The 23,354-nt window shown below is 37.6% G+C and carries 11 protein-coding genes; 3 read left to right on the top strand and 8 right to left on the bottom strand.

The window, feature by feature from the left end:
* Nucleotides 1–858: 858 nt before the first annotated feature.
* The 7 genes from ACJ004_RS03435 to ACJ004_RS03405 form a co-directional block, all read right to left on the bottom strand.
* Entirely contained in the window at nucleotides 859–4,653 is a 3,795-nt protein-coding gene (locus tag ACJ004_RS03435) for a S8 family serine peptidase (protein ID WP_410891115.1), read from the bottom strand.
* 759 nt (nucleotides 4,654–5,412) lie between these two features.
* A complete protein-coding gene (locus ACJ004_RS03430) occupies nucleotides 5,413–6,789 on the bottom strand; it encodes a sensor histidine kinase (protein ID WP_410891114.1) in 1,377 nt (458 codons plus the stop codon).
* Nucleotides 6,786–7,466, bottom strand: a complete 681-nt coding sequence (locus ACJ004_RS03425; RefSeq protein WP_410891113.1) for a response regulator transcription factor — start codon at nucleotides 7,464–7,466, stop codon at nucleotides 6,786–6,788. The genes ACJ004_RS03430 and ACJ004_RS03425 overlap by 4 nt, the downstream gene beginning before the upstream one ends.
* Before the next feature lie 40 nt (nucleotides 7,467–7,506).
* Complete coding sequence (locus tag ACJ004_RS03420; protein WP_410891112.1) at nucleotides 7,507–8,205, bottom strand: ABC transporter ATP-binding protein; 699 nt, start codon at nucleotides 8,203–8,205, stop codon at nucleotides 7,507–7,509.
* Nucleotide 8,206: 1 nt separating this feature from the next.
* Nucleotides 8,207–9,241, bottom strand: a complete 1,035-nt coding sequence (locus ACJ004_RS03415; protein ID WP_410891111.1) for an ABC transporter permease — start codon at nucleotides 9,239–9,241, stop codon at nucleotides 8,207–8,209.
* A gap of 596 nt (nucleotides 9,242–9,837) precedes the next feature.
* The gene (locus tag ACJ004_RS03410; RefSeq protein WP_410891110.1) at nucleotides 9,838–13,956 is read right to left on the bottom strand and encodes a S8 family serine peptidase; all 4,119 of its coding nucleotides are present in this window, start codon (nucleotides 13,954–13,956) and stop codon (nucleotides 9,838–9,840) included.
* 614 nt (nucleotides 13,957–14,570) lie between these two features.
* The gene (locus ACJ004_RS03405; RefSeq protein ID WP_410891109.1) at nucleotides 14,571–15,887 is read right to left on the bottom strand and encodes an efflux RND transporter periplasmic adaptor subunit; all 1,317 of its coding nucleotides are present in this window, start codon (nucleotides 15,885–15,887) and stop codon (nucleotides 14,571–14,573) included.
* Between the two features lie 573 nt (nucleotides 15,888–16,460).
* On the opposite strand from ACJ004_RS03405, the gene ACJ004_RS03400 reads away from it, so the two are divergent.
* The 3 genes from ACJ004_RS03400 (at nucleotide 16,461) to ACJ004_RS03390 (ending at nucleotide 18,168) form a co-directional block, all read left to right on the top strand.
* The gene (locus ACJ004_RS03400; RefSeq protein WP_410891108.1) at nucleotides 16,461–16,652 is read left to right on the top strand and encodes a hypothetical protein; all 192 of its coding nucleotides are present in this window, start codon (nucleotides 16,461–16,463) and stop codon (nucleotides 16,650–16,652) included.
* Nucleotides 16,639–16,806 (top strand): site-specific integrase, encoded by a 168-nt coding sequence (locus ACJ004_RS03395; protein WP_410891107.1) that lies wholly within the window; start codon nucleotides 16,639–16,641, stop codon nucleotides 16,804–16,806. The genes ACJ004_RS03400 and ACJ004_RS03395 overlap by 14 nt, the downstream gene beginning before the upstream one ends.
* A gap of 603 nt (nucleotides 16,807–17,409) precedes the next feature.
* Nucleotides 17,410–18,168 carry a BsuPI-related putative proteinase inhibitor gene (locus ACJ004_RS03390; RefSeq protein WP_410891106.1) on the top strand — a complete coding sequence of 253 codons (759 nt, stop codon included), beginning with the start codon at nucleotides 17,410–17,412 and terminating at the stop codon, nucleotides 18,166–18,168.
* A gap of 431 nt (nucleotides 18,169–18,599) precedes the next feature.
* Here the strand turns inward: ACJ004_RS03390 and ACJ004_RS03385 are convergent, their stop codons facing one another.
* Nucleotides 18,600–22,763, bottom strand: coding sequence for a S8 family serine peptidase (locus ACJ004_RS03385; RefSeq protein WP_410891105.1), 4,164 nt, complete (start codon nucleotides 22,761–22,763; stop codon nucleotides 18,600–18,602).
* Nucleotides 22,764–23,354 lie beyond the last annotated feature (591 nt).

Raw genomic sequence — 23,354 nt, 5'->3', positions numbered from 1 at the left:
GCCCTCTGGTTTATGTACAATAAGTATTCGTTAGAATCCTTGGTATTACAGGGTTGGCGGGACTGGCTGGGAATCGAACCCAACTAACCTGGCACGCAGGCTACGGACAGTTTTGAAGTTAGAGGAAAGATTATTTCTAGTTATTTTTGATTATCATAAATTATTAGAAATCCTTAATTTTAAAGGATTTTAGCAATTTTTATGTGATTTAGTTATTTCTAATAATTTTTAATTATTTGTAGTGTGTGACCAAAATGTTACCAAAGTGCGGCCAAAAAACACTTCAAAAATAAAGCACAAAAAAGCCCACAAAATTAATCGGCACTTACTTTATTAAATGCTACCGACATTATCTGCAGATCCTCTTTAAATGGAACTGCAGTTTTTTGAAAAATTTTAAATTTTTAACCTTGTCGTCAAAATAGCACCATTTATATTTGGAAGATGAGCTTTTTGAAGAAAATAATTGACCTCAACCCTGTCTATTTTCTTAAACTGTCTGTTATACAGTATTTTTGTATAATTTGATTCCATTAATTCCAGTAATTCAAGATGGCAATGATTATTTATACACAAGTAGTCTCTCTAATTCCATTGTTTCTAGAAATTCTGTGCAATTTTCGTGCAATTCAAAAAAAAAAATTGATAAATGAAATAGAAGGTAGGGTGTATTTTATATTAATTATTTTTAAAAAATAACCCTTTATTCCAAATGGAATAAAGGGTTATTTATTGGTAGCTTTAACATAAAGCAACTGCAGGTAATGCAACGTTAAGTTTTTGAAGTCTAAAGTTCCATTGTCTGCCGCATTTAAGCTAAAGCCCCAGTTAGCAAAACCTTAGCATCTGCCGCGAGTGTTAGCGCACAGCGTAGGTCTTAATGATAGTCTGTTCGATCTGGCTGCCGTTTGCGTCCCATGCCTTGACGCGAAGCGAAACGTAGCCAGTGTCTGGGTTTTTCACCCACACTTTGTAGTGGCCATCTTGCCTGTTATCCACTTTTGTTTTGCTCCAAGTTTCGCCGTCGTCCGTGGATACTTCGACCTCGACCCCTTTAATGTCTGGGGTAGCACCTGATTGAAGTACGAATGATAGATCGAAGTGGTCAGTAATGCCACCTTTTGCCTTGTTTTCCGCATCCAGGCCAATGTCATACTTCGGCCACAGTAGCGCTAGGTTTTCCTGCCCATTTGCTGGTCGCTCGGACTTGAACGTCCACGCAGTGCTAGTCTTTGTAGACATTCTGAACCCTGTCGGGTGCGCCGTGTCCATCGTGATTCGGTAGGTCGCTGGGTCAGCGCTGACCGGCAGCTCGGTTCCAAACCCGAAATATTTCTTCTCCGCTAGGAGTTTCCCGTCCTGAAACAACCGAACCATCGACGTGTCTTCAGGATATCCAAACCAGCCCCAGTGCCCCGGTTGGCTGTCACCCTGTTCTGCCATGTTGAGTAAGAATTTGTCTCCCTCGCGGAACGCCTTTTGGGTCTCGGGTTGAGCCGGACCAGCTGCCGCACCCAACCATGTCTCTTCGCGCTTCTCACCAGGCAGGTAGTTGCGGAATATGTCCTTCATGTTACGGGAGATGCGATTTTCGTCATAGACCACGTGGTACCATTTCATATCCTTCATCGTCGGCGACATACTGCCGGTCGAATACCACTCTTCACGATCCAGTGGTCCGTCGATAAAATTCACAACCGAAAACAATGCAGACTCCCCTGGGCGGACCGCATTAAGGGTCTCACCGAGTACTCTTCCTTTTGTACTGCGGTAGTGTGCATTCACCACGGCAGAGTTCTCTGCCGTCACTTCGTCGACTGGGTTAGCCGGGATCACATCCGGAACCATCATCGCCATGTTGTACACGTACGGGCTGTTGGCAATACCTTTCAGGTTGATACTAGTAGGACCGTTAGCAATTCGATCGAAGAGCACCGCTCCGGTGTCTTGTTGAAGGGTCCAGGCCGGAATCGTAATGCCAGCCGTTTTAAACACGCTCGTCCAGTAAATGCCTGGTCCGTCATAAACAATAAAGACACCCACTGCACCGGCAGCCGTCACAGCTTTAATCTGGTCCGTAATCGTCGATTTTATATCGCGAGTGATGACGGCCAGTTTGCCACTGACGTCCTTGCCGCTGAGGTCATCAGGTCGTGCAAATCCGACGTTGACTGCTTCGAGTGTCTTGTCGCCGTTCAACTTAGGTGTAAACATGACATGCTCGAGCGGGATCGAATCACCATTATCATAAGAGGCACGGATTAAAGGTGCGTACCTGCGCTGCTGGAAGTCAAACTCGAACGTGCCGGTCGTCACAGGCTCGGTTGGTACCACGTAGGCGTGATCCCAGTACGGTGCCGTATAGCTCTTCATGAAGTCAATCACAAACGGGATGCCATTAATTTGCTGTGTCCCGCGGTATCCTAAACTGTAGCCCACCCCTTCGGACTCCTTAGGTGTAGCTATCTTGACCTCTTTTCCCAACTGGGCATCTAACGTGATCGTCTTGTTCCCGTTCATCTCCACCTCAGGATCACCTACGAGAGTATGGCTCTCCACTCGCCATTTAGCCTCATCGTATGTGTCCACGGTACCCATGACCGAGTAACGTCCTTGCGGCACTTCAACGGTCTTGATCCCAGATTCTTTATTTGTTAAGACCTCTTTTCTGAATCCCGTATCAAGGTTAACCACAAATATTGTACTGGTTGTCGGTTTTCCGTTGCGGTCGATTGCTTCAATCCTTAAATCCACTGATGGTACCTTCTTCGTAGCACCAATGGTCGTTTTTATTGTTTTACCGTCATTGGAAGTAGCCGTGACTACTGCTGTATAATCGCTTACCGTGCCAATGGAAGGATCAAATGTCACTTTCACTTCACTGCTGCCATGAGCAGGAACGGTAACTGCTGACTGGTTTAGTGTAAACATGCCTGCCGGAGCTAGGGCACCAGTCTCATTTTTAGATACCATATTAAGAGTTAAATTCATAACACTATCAGACGGGTTGACGTATTTAAATGTCTTCTCGATCGGTTTACTAGTTGCCTCAGCAGCTCCAAGACTAACGACTGCAGGACTGCTATAGACGTTGGCATTCAGGGCTTGAGCAACGTCCGCGCGTCCGCCTCCGACCTGATAGGCAGTTAAGGTGGTGGTAGTTGGTCTAAAAGCAGTTCCAATCAACACCTGTTTAATTTGGTCAGCGGACCAGTCCGGATGACTTTGGCGAAGAATGGCTGCCGCACCCGCTACATGTGGTGTAGCCATCGATGTACCATTTAGAGATGTATAGTTAGCGTCAACGACGGTACCTAAAGCGGTTCCTGCCGCACGAGCAGCTACAATTGCTACTCCTGGTGCCACGATTTCTGGTTTGACTCTATAATTCTCGATTAGCGGACCCTGACTAGAGAAAGACACCAATTGGTCGGATTTGTTTACCGCCCCAACGGTCAAAGCTTTTTCGGCTGCACCAGGTGATCCTACGGTTTTCTTATCTGGACCTGCATTACCTGCCGCAATGACAAACAAGGTATTGCTGGTTTCACTGAAGTGGTTGACCGCTTGGCTCAGTGGATCGGTGCCATCGCTTGGAGTTGGATTCCCAAGGCTCATACTGACGACATCGGCCCCTTCCTTGACTGCCCAATCCATGGCTTCGATGATTCCAGATTCAGAACCTGAACCAGAATTGCCAAGCACCTTCCCAATGAGAAGTTCTGCACCTGGAGCGACTCCCTTTAATTTACCGCCGGAAGCTGCGCCAGATCCCGCGATGGTCGAAGCGCAATGCGTTCCGTGGCCGTGGTGATCGATATAATCTTCACCAGGTATGAAGCTCTTTGTTTCCAAGATAGCATCTTTAACATCAGGATGAGTAGGATCGATTCCAGTGTCCAAGACAGCTACTTTCACGCCTTTACCATTATATCCAGCCGCCCATGCAGTCGGTGCCCCAATTTGAGGTACACTCTTGTCCAGTGTCACGCTCACCTGCTTGTCTAGCCAAATTTTCTTCATGCCATCGGCAAGTTTTGGGGCGGTCTCTGCTTTGACACTGTCGTCGTCGACTGCTTCCCAGAACGTCTTCGCTTTCGACTTATTCGCCTTTAGCGCGACACCGTTAACGCTATCTAACACCTTGTCCTTTTTTGAGCCTGTCGGAGCAGCCTGTTCTAACGCTTTGTCCGTCATACTCTCTGTGCCTGAGTAAGTCGCGATCAGCGGGATATCAGAGCCATGATCATCATCGTAGCCGTATTCGACCAACTTGGTGATGTTGAACAGCTCGCGGTCCAACTCATCCGCATCGATGTACGACTGCGCCTTAGCCGGGATTATGTAGAAATCGTCACCCAACTGTATCTTAGTTATTTCCGTTGGGCTGCCATCAGGTGACGGTGCGACTGTCGCTGCCTGCAAGCCGTCGGCGTATTTGTCAAGAGTTACAACTTCTCCGGTAACTAGAGTGACCGTGTGCGTGTCAACAACCGGATTGTTCTGCTGTGGCTGGGACGACTGGCTGACCGACGTTTGATCAGTGTTTACATCATAAGCAAATGTATTACCAGTACTTGTTGCCAATAGTACTGCTGAAGCCAAGCTTGCGGTCAAAACATTAATAATTTTTTTGTTTCTCCTCTTACTCATTAAAGCTCCCCTTTTCCTAACTAAATAGTAGATTAATATATTTGTAAAAATGTGAAGGTATCGTGCTGATGACTTAACTTCGCATTTCATACACTGGTTTGTCTTTCAACATCTGGTTATTAAATTTTCAACTAATCTAGTATCAATTGGGAGTTTATTCAACAGTTATTCAATATTCTAAAATATTACACAATTCAGATTATTATTGATATTCTTAGTATATAAACGGAATATGAACAGATGATGAACAAGACATTACATTTTGAACAGATGATGAACAAGACATTACATTTTGAACAGAAGATGAACAGGAAATTACATTTGCCCTGAAATTTAAATAATTTTTGAAATATCGTTATGATGTCTTCATCTGGTTTAATAACATTTGGAAATTGGGAGTATATTCAACAGTTATTCAATATTCAGAAAAATCCCCTAATTCTGATTATAGGATAGGCTTCAATTCTAGTAAATTGGGGGAATATTCTATGATCTCTATTAGCATTTTTCTACATGAATCTACAAAAAAATAAATTTTGATTTTGTGTTTTGTAAAATAAAATAGAAAAAACAAGTACTATGAATTAATTTATTGTAGAAATTCGTAAGATATTGGAACTTGAAAATTGGGGGAATTTTAGAACTTCGCTAGAAAATAGCCTTTTAATTGTTATGGATCTCTATTTTTTTCACAACTATTTATCATGATTCCATATATATTTATGGCAAATAAAAAGACACCTTCAGATTGGAGGTGCCTTACATTGGTAATTCAACAATAAAAGTAGAACCTACTTTTTCTATACTATTCACAGTTATATGCCCCTCATGTAGCTTGACAATGGTTGCAACAATAGATAAACCTAAGCCTGTTCCCTCAATGGTTCTTGTTCGTGCCATATCAGCTCGAAAAAAGCGATCAAATATTCTTTCTAATTCCGTATGATTCATCCCTATTCCTGTATCCTCAAAAGTTACGAAAATCGACTGTCCTATTTCTTCTATTGAAATCTCTATCGTACCATTCGATTTATTATATTTAATGGCATTTGATAATAGATTATCCCAAACAGTATTCAGTAAGGAAGGATCACCGATCATTTCAATATCTGGTAAGGAGTGGCTAAGCATTATACCTTTTTCACTCACTGTCCATTGATAGTTACGAATCAATTCTTTTAATTGGTGACCAACGTTGAATACCTTTTTCTCCATAATATCCTCATTTCGATCCAACGAGGCAAGAAGTAACAATTGTTTTGTTAAGGTAGAAAGCCTATTAATTTCACTGTTGATGATGGAAACATATTGAGTTCTTTTTTCGTTACCTATTTCTTTATTTTCCAATAAATTCGTATATCCTTTTATATTGGAGAGAGGTGACTGTATATCATGAGAAATATTTGAAATAAATTCCTTCCTCATGTCTTCCATTTGTTCTAGCTTTCTAGCCATTCGTAAAAAACTATGGGAGAGTTCCCCCAGCTCATCATGACGGGTAATATCCAGTTCTACATTAAAATTACCAGTTGACAGATACTTTGTTGCTTTAGTTAGGTTGGTAATAGGTCTAACTAAAAATTTAGTATTAATAACCACCATAACGATGCTAATAGTAATCGATAATAGTAGAATCCATCCAAATAATATGTGCATTTCGTTAAAAAGAAATTTTATGTCTGGTCTAACAAAAAGAGCATAGTTTGTTCCGTTATGTTTCAATGGAACACCAATCGTATTCCTTAGTTCATTGGCAAAAAATCCTGTCACGAATGTTTTTTGAGGAAAGTGAAGAATCCCGTGGAAAATATGTCCTTTTAATACTTTCTCTTTAGATGAAACAGAAAGACTTTTGTCCCTAAATGGTTCACCAAAAAATAGTTCATTCCCCTCGTTATCTACAAGGTATAGTTGATAACCAACATTAGAAACACTTTCTAAATAATTTTTCAAGTCGATATTTGGGTGCTCATTAACAAAAGAAGCTATATCTAGGGCGACTTTTGTGTTTTTATTGTCATTAAAAGGCTTCAGCTTTTGTTGATAAATGATATTTGAGATGAAAAAAGCTACGATAAAGCTAATTAACATCATACCGATGGTTACAACAATATACTTTGCATTTAGAGTTTTCATCTACGTTGAACCTCTAATAGATATCCAACCCCACGTACAGTTTTTATTTGGAAATCATCTGTTAATTTAGAAAATCGTTCTCTTAATCTTTTTATATGAACATCTACTGTTCTTTCATCTCCTTCATAATCCATACCCCAAACTTGTTCAATTAGGTAATATCTAGAAAATACTTGCATCGGATTGGAAATAAGAAAATATAGAAGTTCAAATTCCTTTAACGGTAAAAGTAAGGTTCGTTTCCCAATCTGAACTTCATAGTTTTTTTTGTTTATCGTTGTATTGCCTACCCGTAAAATGGATTCGTCTGGTCGATACTCATATCGCCGTAACAAAGCCTTTATACGAAAGCTTAATTCCTTTGGTTCAAATGGCTTGATTAAATAATCATCTGTACCGGCTTCATATCCTTGCTCTTTATCCTCGATTTGATTTTTAGCTGTTAAAAGGATGACGGGAATATCATACAATTTTCGAATTTCTTTCGTTAGTGCATAGCCATCCATGAATGGCATCATCACATCGACTACCGCTAAATCACAAGCTTCGTTTCTAAGTATTCCTAAAGCTTCCATTCCGTCTTTTGCTTGGAATACTTTATAGCCTTGTTCAAATAAGTGAATAGCTACAAGCTTTAATATATTGATATCGTCATCAACTATTAAAATATTTGTCATTTATGTTTTCTCCTAGCCCTCTAGCTTTAAAGCTTTGCCTCTAACTAAGAATTTTATCATCACCTTGGAGAATCTGTCCATCGCTCATTTTAATGATATGATCAGCAAATGCAAGCATTTCTACGTCATGTGTAACCATTAAAGTCGTAATGTTTAGCGTTTTAGATAAATCTCGGATTAACGTCATAATCTCTTTAGACCTTTTAGAATCCAAGCTTGCAGTTGGTTCATCTGCGAAGAGCACTTTTGGTTTATGGATAATAGCTCGAGCAATGGCAACCCGCTGCTTTTCCCCACCGGATAATGAAGATGGATAAGCCTGTTTCCGATGATCCATTCCCACTAATTTTAGCAAATTGTCAATTTCTTTTTTTTGTTCCCCTTTCTTTATTTTAGATTCAGAGACCTCTAACATTAACATCAGTTGCTCTTCTACAGTGAGAAAAGGAACGAGATGGGCAAATTGAAAGACAAAGCCAAATTTACTTGCCCGTATTTTTCGAACTTGTTCTGCATTCATGGCCGTGATATTATTCCCTTCAAATATGACCTGCCCATCTGATGTGGGTTGTAGTCCAGCCGCTATTGTGAGAAGCGTACTTTTACCAGACCCCGAAGCACCTACTAATGCTGTTATTTCACCTTCTCTAAGATAAAGATTAACTCCTTTAAGGATTTCTTCCTTCACTTCACCATTTGTAAAGGTTTTTCTAACATCATCTATTGTAAATATTGTCATATTAAACCTCTCCTTGTTGAATCGCATGTAATGGTTCAACTTTTTTGATCTGTATTCCTGAAAGCGTTGCTCCTATAAATCCAATTAATAAGAAGATAAACGACATTTGTACTGTTGTTCCAGTGGTTAAATTAAAGGGCATTCCTTTAGGTGCTATCATATTAAAAACTTGACTGAGTGCAACAGATAAACTAAGAGCTATTAGTGTTATAAAAACCATCTGTGTCCACATCATTTTGAACAAAGCACTTGTTTTAACACCGATTGCTTTAAGAATGCCATATAAACCAATTTTTTGAACGTTCATCATGTAGAAAAAGATCGCAAACAACATTCCGCTAATGACAACTAAAAACCATACAATCATATTTAGAGACATCTGTTCTGCGTTATAGCTCGGAATGGTATGAAGAAACTGATTCTTCGAAAATGCTTGTAAACCAGCAAAAACTTGTGATGATTCGCCTCCAGGTATGAAAATTAATTGCATTTCATCTGTCCCGTAAATTTTTTTGTAGTCCTCTATATTGATATAAGCGACAGGTGCATGGCTGAATTTCTTATGGTCTACAAAACCTTTTACTATAAAGTTTCCGCTGTATTGATTATTCGTTAAGGTATCTCCAATTTTTATTCCTTTTTCTTTCAAAGAGCGATCGACTACGATTTCCCCTTTATGAACATTTTCAAATAACTTTGAATCGGTCGATGTAACAAATGCGACACTTCGTTGCTTACTTTCACTATCATTCAAAAACCCCATTTGTATGGAAAAGGCTAAAGCCTCTTTTTGTTTGTTTAATATATTTTTTTGGATACTGCTATCGATTCTTGACAGATTAAGGCTTTCGTCTGCATCTTCACTCATATAAAATTGTCCTTTTGGTAGATCATTAATTAATGCAGCGTTATCTTGTGATAGGCCATTTGCCAAACCAGCGATAATAAACGTTAATAAACTAATGAGAAATACAATTGAACCTAAGATCAAAAACCTTACTTTATTTTTTTTTATTTCTTTCCAAGCAATGTTCATCAAAATTCCTCCAATCTCTTGTTAATTCTTAGTTTATAATCGGTATATGAACTGATGATGAACAGAAAATTACATTTGGCGTGAAATTTAAATGATTTTTGAGTAGAGGGTTTCATCTATGGTATATAAATAAGCTGAGATGTATGTAGGCAGATAAATATTGATTCTAAAACTAAAAAGCAACAAATATACCAGTCTTTGTGCGATAAAAACACAGGAGAAAAACGGTATTTCCTGAAAACTAAGAAAAAGCTCAAACCCTAGATACTAAAGGATTTGAGCCTTGTTTAGATGGTGACCTGTGAGGGACTTGAACCCCCGACCCCTTCCCTGTCAAGGAAGTGAAGTTGGTTTGATTAAAACAGAAACAATTTGAAATCATTGATAGATTATATTCCTATTAGACTAGTTATTAGATGATTATTGGACCTATACACAATTGAAGTTGTTTCTTTTTTGTAATGTACGTGAGATAAAAAACGCTATTCTTTCATTTATTTTAGAAAGAATAGCGTCTTTTTCGTTATAGAAAGGTAATTGTGTCTTTCTTAAATCGGCATGACACACACATTATGAATTAATAGAGAAATTAAATGCTAGGCTGAAATTTGCAATTCTTTTAAAATATCTTGCAGTGTCTTTCCATCAACTTGTTGTAAAGGTACCGGTGGATTGTCAGCATCAGAGTTTTGTTTTAGATAGTTCTTTTCAACAAAATACATATCCTTTGCATCCACAATTCCGTCGAAGTTAATATCCGCAGCTCTGTTATTTGTATTCCAAGCCTCTTGGATTGCTAGGGCATCGTGGATATCAATCACATCATCTTGATTCACATCGCCAGCAACAGCATATCCAGCAGAGTAATCACGAAGCTGACCCCATATGATTCCCTTCTTCTCGACCCCAATTAGAAATTGGCGTTTGATTTTAAAATGTCCCGGCAATTTCATTTCCCAAATGAATGGTTTATCAGTAACTGGAAGTTTGGAAATACGGTAATCTCCATATCTAATAATGGACGATGAGCCATCATACACATTGCCGCTCGCATCTATTAATCGAATCGAAGCACCAAGTTTTGTCCAATCAGCGTTATATGCTATGCCTAATCCATCTAATGAGCCATATACTTCTGAGAAGGTTGGCTGTAGTAGCCATTCCATTCCCGCAGAAGAGACGGTAATACGATTGCCAAGCTCATTCGTATAAGCAACCGTCGGATTTACAGCTGCGCTTACTGCAAATGCTGTATCCTTCACTTTCAATGTCAGATTGATTGCAGGAATGTTTCCGCTCACTGTCTTGGTTCCATCCATAGCTAGCTTGACTTTTGAAGTGTTGCCTGTCGTTTCAACATTTATCACGGCAGCTCCGTAATTCGCAAGGGCATCATTCCCTTTTACTTCTACAATTTCAAATCTTTGGCCGATGTTAGTGAGCGTCCACTCTGCCGTTTTTAACTTATCTACGTTATTTAAAATGAGGGTGGCAGATACCGTTTCTCCCATTTTTACATTTGTTTTGTCAGTCTTCATATATCCGTACGGTGTACCCGCTTTAACAAAGTAGAAATTTTTCTTTTCAGTCGGATTTTTCGCCGTGTCTAGTCCAGTTAATGTAGAGCGTATGAATGGGATGGTTTCAATTATCGGTACGTCAAAATTGATCGTGCCATCTGTCCCGGCAGGAAGGACAGGTTTATTGATTCCGTTAATAGAATACTTGAGAGTGTTGATAGACTGATCGACATTCATTTCGGATGCCACCATCTTTTCCACTTCTTCATCTGTAATTTTGACTTGAAGAGGAACCGTTTTTTGACCCGGCTGATATTCATAGACAGGTGATTCATTTCCATCTAAAGATGTTGTCATCTTTGGGCTATTATCGTCAATAAATACATCATTATTAGTTGTAAAAATATGATCCCTTTCACTTGTGCCAATTACTTTAATCTGGTAATGTCCAGGTTTTACACTACTTCGAGTAGAGGCTATTGGCTTTTCTGGATTTCCTGTAAATGCATAATAACTACCATCAAATACTCTATCAATGAAATAATTGATATTATCATACATATCATCCATAGGAATCGTTTCTAGAAATCCTATATCCGCTCCAGTTTTTCCATCTACCAAAACTAAATCTAGATATTTCATCGTAGATTTTAATCTGAAATTCAATCTAGCATTCGAAATGAGACTAGAGTTTGGACTCACTTGTAAATAACTCGGTGAAATGGCATATGAAGAAAGAGAAGTAGAGTCAATTCCTTCTTCAGTTGTTCGAATGCTAAATGGAATTCGATATTGTTCGTTTTTGTCGACTTCGTTTGTAAGGATAACATAGCCTTCATAAATGCCGGCTTTGGCAGTCGCTGGAACTGTTATGGAAACAGGCACTTTTTTTGTTTTAAAAGATTGAACAGGAATAACCTTTGGAATAGCTAATTTCACCTCATTAGAACTAGCATCTAGTGATCCACTAACATCTGTTTGAAATTGGACGTCCACATCAAACTTTTTCAGTTTATCTTCTAAATTTGTAATCTTTACGGTCTTTTCAATAAAAGTTTCCTCGTTTGCATAATGATTACCGAAACTAAGTCCGCCTGTCTCTTCTTTCATTGCAATGGTTTCTTCATTGAAGCGAATTGGAGTTTCATCTTGAACTTGAAGCTCCATTCCTGTGTGGACGGCACGATATGGATCTACACGACCTGCTCCTACTTCAAATACACTATATTTTTCTGCTAATGGTTTAGCTGTATTCATCAAAATCGTTTTGACATCGCTTGGCTGAAGTTCGGGATTCGCTTGTAATAGCAGAGCAGATATTCCCGTTACATGAGGAGTGGCCATTGATGTACCGGACATGCGGTTATATGCGTATTGATAATTAGATGCATCATTCTTATAAATGATGTAAGCAGGGACGCTTGATAGGACATTTACTCCTGGCGCTGTTATTTCCGGTTTTATATCATAATTTTTACGAGAAGGTCCGCGAGAACTGAAACTAGCCAGCTTGTCTCCTTCTGTGAATACTTCATTAAAATTTTTGAAAGTCATGGTATTATGGCCAGCTGCAAGTTCTGCTTTAAAATCCAATCCTTGTTCATAACTCATAGAAAAAGTAGGAACAAAACTTTGATCCTCTCTCACAAAGTTTTGTGTACCTGCATTCGGCACGTTATTATATGTTAATACAGCAAGTGCTCCATGGTCTTTTGCATATGTAACTTTTGTTTGCGTTCCAATCTCACCCACATTGACTAAGACAATTTTCCCAGATACATTTTTATTCGTGTAGTCTGTTTCTTTTCCTACTCCTAAATCAACAATTTCTAAAGTCTGTTTTTCAAATGATTGGAGATTGGATGTAAAGTTTGAGTAGAGATTGCTTAAATCGTAAGTTTTGTTTGTTACACCTTCTAGAACTCCTGTATATTTTGCTACAGGTATTGGAGTACTGCTTGCTCCTACAGTAAGTGCCAATGCGGCGGCGGCTGGAGATCCAATTGAATAAGAGTAAGGTCCGGTGTTACCTGCAGCAACAACTGCAGTTACACCGCTGAGAACAGCATTGTTAACAGCTGTGCTAGTTGGGTCAATCGGATCATTTGTACTTGAGCCTAAAGAAAGATTGATAACATCCATCCCATCCATGACTGCTTTGTCGATTCCAGCTAAAATAGTTTCCATGTCACCTGTACCATATGGTCCTAGAACACGATATGCATATATATCTGCTTCAGGAGCGATTCCTTCAACGGCTACACCACTAGTATTTTTAGCTCTCCCTGCAATGGTGCCGGAAACGTGCGTTCCGTGAGATGTATAATATGTCCCGGACTGTTCTGGGTCATCACCGTGTTTTAACCAATCTGCATACGTTGTTTCCATCGGGTCATTATCGTTATCAACAAGGTCATATCCACCCTTATAGGCATCCTTCAAATCCGGATGGTTATAATCAATCCCTGTGTCGATAACCCCAACTTTTACACCTTTCCCTGTATACCCTTCCTTATGTAGCTTATCTACACCTAGAAATGGAATGCTTTCTATTCTTTTAGTAGATTCTAGCTCTTCACTTGAATCTGCTTTTACTGGCGGATCGATAGTAAATGTAACACTTTTATAAACCGCTTTTACAGCATCTGATTGAAGTAGCGACTCTACTTCATTTGCAGGTAGTTCCATAGAAACCCCGTTGTAGACTGTTTTAAAGGCATGCGTTATTTTATAAGGATTTTCGCCACTTTTTTCTAGATTGGATGAAAAAATGCTCTTTAAATCATTTTTAAAAGTAGCATGCTCATGGTCAACTTTGATTTTCGCTTGTTCTGCTGTCAGATTCTTTCCTTTAATAGCAGCATCAAGTACCGCAATTTTCTCAGGCTTGGACTTAAACTCGACAATAACAGAGATTTCTTTATCGCTCTTTAATTCTTCTTCATCAAATCCTTGCTTTCCATAGTTTTCCTGGGCTTGAAGCTTAGTCAGTGCTTCCCGCTGCTCTTTCGTCAGAGAAGCCAAGATTTGTTCAGCCTTTGTACTAGATCCAGCTCCACCTTGAAAAGGCGATAATAGCGTCCCCGTAGCATGCACTTTAGATGGGAAACTAAGATAAGTATTTGATAGACTGCTAGAAACCAAGCCTAGCCCCAACGCAAAGGTTGTCGCTTTTTTAATAAACTTCTTTTTCATTCTCTTTTTCCTCTTCCCCAAATAATTAATCAATACAAAGTTAATGTACTTGTATTTTTTATAAGAGTAAATGGGGGGATTTCTCATGACACTTAAAACTTTAATTTAAAAAATTCAATAAAAAAATAGTTATAAAGTGCTATTAATAAGGAATATTCTGTTATTTTTTAATAGAATGTAATAAATATTGACTAATTTTCGTTTTAGTAAAGGGCTTAAATTCGGGGGAATATGGAGAGTTTTCATAATTTTTCAAAAAACAAGCTAAATCAAAAGAGTTAAATGGTAAAATAGTACTATACGCAGACTTTTTCACTGTTGATCTGTTTTTTATTCAAGAAATTCAAATGATAAAAGTTATCTATAACAATTCCCTGTAACAATGAAAAAAGCCTTGATAACACAAGGTTACCAAGGCTCTGTTCTAATGACCTGTGAGGGATTCGAACCCCCGACCCCTTCCCTGTATATAAAAAACAAGCCAGCTATTATTTCACTGGCATGTCCATTCTACTTGCTTTTCTTATTGTCCCATATGGCAAATAATATTTGGGTCTACTGCAATATTTTGTTCTTTTTGAATCCAATCACTATCATAATATACCTGTGAAATACTAATCAAAAAGAGATGTACCAAGGCGAACAATCCAGGATGGATTTTCTTCTAATTTGTCTTCTTCCTTTAACCCCTTAAGTATGGCAACCCATTTGCCTCTTTTTTGACCAGTTTCTACCTTTTGTTTCTGAATCTTTCCTTTTTTTTGTACATATACATAGGTGGATTTTCCTAAGCCCATGATGCTCGTTTCAGGTACTGCCAGCAACTGCTTTGACTGCACTACTACTTCCACCGTGGTATAGAAGCCAGGATATAGGCCCTTTTGTGAATCAAGACTTGCTTTAAAGGAATAGTATGGAATAGTTTCTTGTTGTGTATCTTTATCCTTATTTGCAGTTGTTTTATATGTAGGATAATCACTAACCTCCGAAATTTTTCCTTTCCATTTCATATTAGCTTGTACTTTAGAAGTTACTATACTAGATTGGCCTGATGCAATTTTTGCTTTTTCTGCCTCTGTTAGCTTTCCTTCAACTTGAAACGGGTCATTAGAAGCGATTTGCATGATTGCTAGTTGCTGATTATCTTTTGCTCGAAAACCTTGACCTACATTTTGGTTCAGGTTTGATATTACACCTGCAGTGTTGCTGATGACAGTTAATGTTTCGAGCTCAGCTTTTAGCTTTTCAGCCTGCAACGTATATTTTTCCACTTTTAGTTCTGCTGCACGGAGCTCAGCATTTGCTTTATTTAGTTCAGCTTTAAGTGACAGGATCGTGATAGCTTTAGTAGCTATGTTAGCATTATCAACTGCATCAGTTGTATTGGTTGTATCAGTTGTATTGGTTGTATCAGTTGTATTGGTAGTTTCAGTTGTATTGGTAGTTTCAGTTGTATTGGTAGTTTCAGTTGTATTGGTTGACTCAGCTTCTCGTATATCCTGCTCTAATGAAGTGATTTGCTCTTTCATCTGAGTATCACTTGTTTCTGCTAGCTTTTTATTTACTTCTGCTTGTCCTAGCTCAGCCGCGACTGTTGAGCCTTCATAAGAAAAGAGCTTTTGTCCTTTTGTAACAGTTTCCCCTTCTTTCACAAAAATTTCCTGTATAGACCCTTTTGTTGCATTTAAATAAATAGTTTCAGCATGACTTTGTACAACACGACCTGACAATGTTTTTGTTTTAGTAAAATTTTTTTCTGTTGGATTTATTAACACTAACGGCTTAGATTTACTTTTTTTAACTTCTATTACAGCTATGCTTAATATCACAGAAATGAATAAAATAACTAGGATCCCAAGTAAAATCCATTTCTTCTTACGCGAGGTATGTACTTGTTCATTTTCTTCACGAATTCTTTTTGCTGTTTCCATTACCCTGCCCCTTACTTAATAGATATATAGCGAATATTGCAATAAATTGTTGAAGCGAACTACTAATATCTATTTTCCATTTATTAAAAGAAAGTTTCAAGGAGTATTTTTTAGAAAATTAAATATTCTATACAGGTTTGACGTGGGATAAGCTCTTCTATTTCTTTTAACCACACTCCACGTGTTCAGAGTGTTAGTGGCAACACATAAGGAGTTAGTGAGATTACACCCTTTTATAAGGGTCGATTTTTAGGGGGACTTCTAAAAATCTACCACAATAATAGTTAGAAAACACTATTATTCCGCTCTTCAAATTTTTGCGCCCGATTGTTAAATAATACGGATCCAATTAAACATTTGATTAAATGAAAGATCTACACATAATTGCTTATATCAAGTTACTTTTATTCAATAACAATGCAGCAAAGTGACAAATCCCTGCATATTTAGCAGATGGACCGAACTTGAATATTTCGAAGCAGGACCAAAGTCAATGACAACTACCAATCAAACGTATAATAATCCATTTATACAAAACTATAACTCTTTCTTTTTTAAGTCGAAATCTGAGTATTGAAGGATGCAGTCAAGTGGCAATTCTTAACAAGAAACATCGCTGAGGCTGTAACCACGCCAAAGACGAAGAAAGTAGAAATGAAAATATGGAATAATGAAGAAGTAAAAGCCTTTTTAATATCAGCAAAAGAATCGGTATATTATACAGTTTATTTTAACAGCAAGTTATACTGGTATGCGTCGTGGTGAGGTTCTGGAATTACGTTGGCAAGATGTCGATTTCCAAAATAATTTAATTTATGTAAAACAATCTTTTCAGGAAGTTAAGGGGAAAGGACTAACATTTAAGGAACCTAAATCAGGAGTAAGCCGAAGTGCTGAGTATCTCGTTTCGATTTTCTGATAAAGGTAGTCTTACCGCTACAAGAGAGTCCAACCATTAAGTTAAGAGTTTCCACGTAATTCCATCTCCTTTTCTTGAAACAAATGTACAGCAATGTTTTTGAATTAAACTGCAACGTTACTTGAATAAGAAAGGGGCTTTACTCCCTATTGAAGTAAAGCACTATAGTTTAAGTAAAGAAACCTATACAATCTCTTATACACTTTAACATAATCCAATCTAATTAAATGTATTGTTCTAGAATCTAACTCATTACAAAAAGACGCCTTATTAAAGAAAGGCGCCCTTTAATTGAATAAACCACAAAATATTTTTTCTGTTCGCATGGAGGAGAAAATGTAACTAAAGCAGCCTTTAACAAGAATCATTACTTTTATAATATTTCTTTTCAGACCTTGCATTAACGATTTCTCCATTGAGCAAAATAACTGAAATTAATAGCGAGGTTAGTCCATAAAAAGAATCCCATTTATATTCATTTCCTGTTTGTATCTTTTATCTAATTCCTCAGTTAAAGCAGATACAGTAAATTACAACAACATATCATCCAGATGACAGGGGTCTATGGATTTTTTCAGAGAATAAAGGAAAAAGGAGACCAATATGCGAATACTTCTATGTGTGATCTTGCTTTTCTTTCCAGTTGTAATAAAAACGGATGCAAACGGGGTGAACGATTTGGATTACACATTTAGTATGATCCCGACAGCTGGTCCTGAAATGGCGGAACTCGAAATGATCCTAAAAAACGAGGGAGAAATACCGCTCCACTTTGAATTTCCTACTTCACAAATGTTTGAAATTACAATTACCGACCAAACTGGTTCAGTGGTTTATATTTATTCAAAGGGGAAGTATTTTTTACAGGCATTTCAGACCATTAGTGTAAATCCGCATCAAACCATTAAAAGATATGAAAAATGGAACTATCAATTCAAGGGAAAAAGGGTTCCTCCTGGAGAATATACTGTCAATGCTATGTTAAAGCCGACCAGACTAAATGATGAACCCATCCAAAATCGTACGAAGCTATACAGTACTCAAAAACTGTATGTTCCAGAGGAAAACACTTCCTTCAGGTTTGTAAAGATGTCAGGCACCAAAGGAGATTATGTTATTACAGGAGAATTCAGGTCAACAAAAGGTATATTTTATTATTCGGTTGAGGATGGCCATGTGGAGTACATGAAAGAAAAACAGGTTGTTGGTAATGGGAAGCAAGAGTGGAAGCCATTCAAACTTCATATTCAAATTCCAAAAGAGAAACTTTCTTCTGATGGTCCATTAATATTGAATCTTTATGAACGGGATAAAGAAAATAAAATCACTAACCATTACCCATTGATTTTAGAAAAATTTTAATATGAAAAAGCGGAAGCAACGACGCGGGTGCTTCCGCTTTTCTTATTCCAATCTAAGTAATCTGATCAAGCTCTTGTTGCATTTGTTGGAGATGTGCTTGCTCTGCTGCCTATTTTCAACGTTTATTAGACTTTTACGGTGCAACTGGATTGGGGGAAAAGGAACATCTCTTTCGAAGAATCTCACCTTGCATATCTAGCAAATTTGTAGAATATTATTAACTCCAAATAATATTGAAATTATTCGACTTGTTAGTATGTAATAAAGTTTAAGAGGTGACATATTTGTACTCAAGGAACGTTCATGAGTTTTCATTAGGGGGATAATTGTAGCACCTTACCTTTTTTATGGATATAATTTTTAAAAATTTCAATAAACCATAAAAAACCACCAGCAAAGCTGGTGGCAAATGATTCTCTATCAAATTTTGCTTAACCTAATGGTTTAATGTAATCTTCCAATACCTTCCCTTTATATCTTGTTACCGGTGGTTTATTGGCACTAGCATCAGGGTTTTTCAGCAGATAATTTTGCTTTACATACTGTAAATCCTTCGAATCTACGATACCATCAAAATTGATATCTGCATTTCGATCGTTTGTATTAAGCTTTTCAGTTATATATACTGCATCAAGGATATCGATGACATTATCATTGTTAACGTCACCGGCTCTCATTGTTGCGTAGTAGAAATACTTAAGTTTTCCAGCGTCCATTCCATCGTATGCATCTACAATTTCATCTACCTTAACATGTCTCTCAAAGTGTCCAGGTATCTTGATAACGATTTCATAGGACTGATCTAGTAATGGAAGATTCGGTACTGAGAATCTTGCAGCGCTGTTGATGGTTGCATCATAACGTTTTCCATCCGTGCCGCCGATAATATATACCTCTGCCCCTACCTTTGAATAGTCCTTTTTAGGATCTAACCATAAAAATCCATTAGGGACAAAGCCATCTGGCAGGAATCCCCCCTCAAGAATGGAGTAGGTTGGAATGATATTGATTCCTTGACCGAATTTGTTGTTTATTGTCATTTGTGGTTGACCTAAAATATTTGCTTTGGCAGTTTGGATACCAAATTGTTGAATCCATTTTGTGTAAAGAGCTGGTTTATCCTTCACTTTGAAAGTGAGGGTAGCAACAGGCATATTTGCATTGATTCCAGTTGTAGGAGTAACTCCATCTAAACTTGTAGTTAGTTTAAGCCAATTGTTCGTTGTATCGGTTGTTTGATCTTGTGCTGTAAGGTTAGCAGTTAGTCCCATTGACTTCGCTGCATTTACATATTCACTGTTTAATTCCACGCCATGATATTCAAATACTTGATTAGGGTAAGTGATGGTAAATTCTCCACCCATAAGATTTTTAATATTGTGCTCACTTAAAGTCACTTTAACTGTATCACCGTATTTAGCATTATTCTTATCAGTAGTTAACTTTAAGTAAGGAAGTCCCTTTTTAACCAATGTATAAGTAAAATCAGGGTGACTTTGCATGCCGTTCGTTGCAATATCTTGGGTTTGAAGGGTCATTGTTGAAAAATTCTTTTCAGCTTGAATAGTTCTTGTGTATTCAAATTTCCCTTTACTGTCAACGACCAATGGAACGTTACCAATTGGGTTTGAAGCACCGGTAACTTTCACTTTATTGGTAGATTGGTCAACATTATCCCCGTTGCTATTCAACAGATCAACGGTAGCATCATAAATATTTCCACTGATTTTTAGACCAGTATCATCCACTTCATAGACTCCACCAGGTGTATTCATTTTTAAGGTTGGTAGAGTGTTATCAATAACGATTTGTTGGGACTTTTTAAACACATTTCCATCTTCGTTTGTTCCCACCACTTCAATCTCGTATCTTCCAGGTGACGCAAGTGATTTTGTAATATGAACTGGCTGGTCTTCATTTCCTGTAAATGGGAAGTAAAGTCCATTAAAGCCAGCATCCAACCCAAAAGTCATACCTTCATTAAAACCACCTGTTGAAGAGGCAATTAATCCTAATGGTTCTCCAGTATCTGCATTTTTTAGGACAATATCAAGAGTCTCCATACGACTACTTAAAGAAAATGTAACTTGAGTAGATCCGATAATTGGAAAAGGTAAATCTCTTCTTGTATTAAAGGCTTTAGTTGTTAGGATTACATCCTTTATTCCTTCTTTCATTTTATTTAATCCAAAAGGAATTTGATAAACTTCACTTCTATCTTCCTTATTCGTAAAGTAGATGTATCCTTCATATAAGCCTAACTCAGCACCTGCTGGAACGATAAGCTTTGGCTTAATTTTAGAAGAAGAATTTGAGTTAACAGTCATTTCAGACGGCATATCCAAAGAAACCCCATTCTTTACTGCATCATTGGAATAAGTTGCTATCTGATTGAATTGAACTTTAACATCAAATACCTTATCATTATTTGAATGGTTTTCAATCTCAATCGTCTTTTTGTCTTGATAATTTTTATCTGTTGCTACGATAGGACCAAAGCTCATATCCCCACTTTTTTCGGGAATAAAGGCCTTTTCACCATTTTCGTCTAATGTTGGTGCTTCATCCTTAACACCAATTTCTATTGAAGAATGGATAGCTTCATCCGTATCAATTCTTCCTGCTCCTTTTTCAAATACACTATAGGAACCGTCTAAGTCATCTGCTGTATTCATAAGCGCTAACTTAATCTGCTCTGGTGTATATTCAGGATGGGCTTGTAAAATTAAGGCAGCAGATCCTGCAACATGTGGTGCAGCCATTGAAGTTCCATCAAATCTAGCATACGCATGTTCATAATCATCTTTATGCGCTACTCCGTTGTAATAAGCTGGGATTGAAGAGAATACTGCAACACCTGGCGCAGTGACTTCAGGCTTAATGTCATAATATCTTCTTGCTGGCCCTCTTGAACTAAAGTCAGCTAATTTATCCCCTGGCATCGTATAAGTGCCAAACTCATTAATTGTGAGATTAACAGCACCTTTCTTCAACATATTGACCAGTTGAGTACCCTGCTCATTTAGAAGATTAAAGGTCGGGATGAAGTCAAAGTTGTTTCCAAAATAGTAAGGAATATAAGTCTCACCTGGAATATTATTGAACATCATAACAGCCTTGGCACCATTTGCCTTTGCGTTTTTTATTTTTACATTTAAAGTTAAATCACCGCGTTCTATAAGTACAATACTGTCCTTTACATTTTTACCTGTATAACTTACAGCATCTCCCTTTCCTACAAACACGATTGGAAGAGTAGATCCTTTTAGCGTATTTAAATTTGAATAATCTGTAGCCAAAATTCTCATATCTTTTAAATTAATGGTTTCATTTGCTGAATTGGCAACGCCGTTACCTGTTTCAATTGTTATAGGAGAACTGCTGGCTCCAACTGTTATGCCAAGTGCTGATGATGCTGGGCTACCAATCGTATAGTGAGTAGATCCAGCATTACCTGCAGCAAGAATACAAACTGTTCCAGCTAAAGTTGCATTATTAACTGCAACCGACAATGGGTCAAGTGGGTTGGCAACAGGTGCACCTAATGATAGGTTAATAACATCCATCTTATCTTCTACAGCTTTATCGATTCCTGCAAGAATGGCATTCGATGATCCTGAACCATATGGTCCAAGAACCTTATAACCATAAAGCTCAACTTCTGGAGCAACACCCGTTATGGCGAAATTAGATTGATTTTTACCAGTACCAGCGATAATACCTGATACGTGTGTTCCATGGGCAGTGTACCATGCTGATTGCGTTGTAGCATTAAATTCAGGTTGTCCAGATTTTTTCCAATCATCATATGTTGATTCCATAGGATCTGAATCGTTGTTAACTAAGTCATAGCCACCCTTAAAAACATCCTTTAAGTCTGGATGAGTATAATCGATACCTGTATCTATGACACCGACCTTTATACCCTTTCCAGTGATGCCTGCTTGGTGTAATTTTTCAGCACCAATTTGTTCTATATTATTTAATTTTATGGATGAGTTGTTTATAGGTTCTCCGTCTTGTTCAACGAACGGTTCAACTGTAACTTCCTTATCTTCATAAACAGCTTTTACTGTATCTAAGGTTAAAAGTTCCTTTACCTGATTGGCTGGCAGAGTCATCGCTACACCATTAAAAACACGCTTGTATTCTCTATTGATTGCTGCTGATGTATTTAATTTTGAATGTCCATTTACCTGTTCCTTAAATTTCTTATGAGATTCATCCACAATTTTAAGAGACTCATCACGAGAAGCCTTAGATCCATTCGCTTGCTTTATCTTAAAATCTATTTCAGATGGTTCTTGTTTAAACTGCACGATAATATTGATTGGATTAACTTCGTTCAAGTTAACTTCAGGTGAGATCTTAAGCCCTTCGAAGTTAGACTCTTGGATACTGTTAATTCTTTCTCTGTCCGCGTTCGATATGTTTTTTATGTAACTGTCTATATCCTTAATGCTAGCATTCGATTCTGTAGAATTTGTCTCTGCGTAAGATTTTTGCCCTGGGATTAAACTAGTTGTAAATAGACTTGTGGTTAACACCCCTGCAGCCATTACATTCATCATTTTTTTGTTTCTACTTTTCCTCATCATACCTCTCCTTTTCAAACTTAATTTAGTAGTTTGATATGTTTGCAAAAATGTGACTTTGAAGTACTGGATTACTGACCTTCACTTTTAAAACCAATTCACCTTATTACTGATGGAATATTCAGACAAAACCTACTTAATCTACATTATAGTTATGTTATAAGTTGAAGTGTATCGGGGGAATAGGAAATGAAGTTTACTTGCATTTTTTTACATATACTGACAAAATTAAAAATTTTAATGTTATATTTTGTAACACAAAGTAGAAAAAAAGAATAATATCAATATATTTAGTGTGTTAAAGGGAAATTTTCATCATCTAATTTGGGGGAATATTACAATTTCACTTGAAAATAGCATTTTAATTTATACCTAACTTCATTTTTTACACTTCTCTTTATCCTGAGCACACAAAAAAAAGGCGAATTTCCTTCCCTTACAAATATTTATTGGATTGGATTTAATTTACTTCAAACAGAACTAAACATACAAAAAATCCTAACACCATTTAGATGTTAGGATTTTTGATTATGATCTGAGAGGGATTCGAACCCCCGACCCCATCCCTGTCAATTACAGGATGCGCGGATT

It is taken from the genome of Neobacillus sp. 204, assembly GCF_046562815.1.
GTDB lineage: Bacteria > Bacillota > Bacilli > Bacillales > Cytobacillaceae > Neobacillus.
This window is presented reverse-complemented; position numbering and strand designations above follow the sequence as displayed.